The organism is Bifidobacterium margollesii, from assembly GCF_002860355.1.
GTDB classification, from domain to species: domain Bacteria; phylum Actinomycetota; class Actinomycetes; order Actinomycetales; family Bifidobacteriaceae; genus Galliscardovia; species Galliscardovia margollesii.
Genome location: NZ_NMWU01000064.1, coordinates 1 through 1,120 on the forward strand (window position 1 = coordinate 1; position 1,120 = coordinate 1,120).

At 71.6% G+C, this 1,120-nt stretch carries 1 protein-coding gene; it reads right to left on the bottom strand.

Going from position 1 to position 1,120, the window contains the following annotated elements; all coding sequences use genetic code 11:
* Window positions 1-78 precede the first annotated feature (78 nt).
* Window positions 79-1,120, bottom strand: a 1,042-nt coding sequence (locus Uis1B_RS11580) for a lytic transglycosylase domain-containing protein (RefSeq protein WP_207763429.1), incomplete at its 5' end; no start/stop codon positions are given.

A 1,120-nucleotide genomic window follows, 5' to 3' on the forward strand; every position in this document is an offset into this window, starting at 1 on the left:
AGGACCACGGCGACCAGGACGGCGGCGAGCACGCCGAGCAGGATGATGTGACTGCGCTTCATGGTGTTCCCTCGATTCCTATTTGATGAAGCTGATGCCGGATCCGAGCGCCCTGAGCTGGGCGGCGGTGAACCGTTCGATCGCCACGCCGCCGTAGCCGGTGCCGGACTGACTGATCGTGATGGACCCGTCCGGCCTCACCTCCTCGACCACGGCCACATGACCGTAGGCGGGGCTGTGCCCGTGGACGCCGGGCTCGAAGCACATCACGTCGCCCGGCGCGGGGGAGGAGGACACGGTCATGTGCAGGCGGCGCGCGGTGTCGTTCCACCATCCGCCGTTGCCCATGTACGGGTCGACGGGCCGGCCGATCTGCAGGCGGCGGACCGCGGCCCACCAGGTGCACTGGAACGTCGGGTAGCTGGGCGCGGATCCCGTGGGCGCGCGCATGGCCACGTAGTCGACGTGGTAGCCGTCGGCCTGCACGATCATCGGCGGGTCGAGCTGGCCGACCCTGCCGCCGCCCGTCCCGGACGTCGGTCCCGTGTACTTGGGGATCAGGGAGAGGGTCTTCGCCACGTAGTTGCGGGTCTCCGCGTAGGCGGGGATGCCGCCGGCCTGGGTCACGGCGCCCGGGCCGGCGTTGTAGGCGGCGAGGGTCAGCTGGAGCGTGTCCCCGCTGATCGCGCCGCCCCGCTTGAGCGTCTCGACCTGGGCGGCGAGCTCGCACATGTAGTGGCCCTGCGAAAAGATCGCGTCGTGCGGGTTCATCACGTCGGCGCGCCCGTCGCCGTCGCCGTCGCGCCCCTCGATCGCCCAGGTGGAGGGGATGAACTGGGCGATGCCCTGCGCGCCGGCCGACGAGCCGGAGTTCACGTTCCAGTCGGACTCCGTCTCGATCTGCGCGGCGATCACCGGGGCGGTGACCACGGGGCAGATCGATCCGGCGCGGTTGACGTCGGCCGCGTATTGGGCCGGCACGTTCGCCGCGTCGCCGCCCGTCGCGGTCGACCCGTCGAGCGAGGGCAGCAGGCTCAGGATCGCGATCAGGGCGAGGCCCACCGCCGCCACGGCGAGCACGGCGATCAGCAGCGGTCCGGACATCACGGCCCCGGCCGCG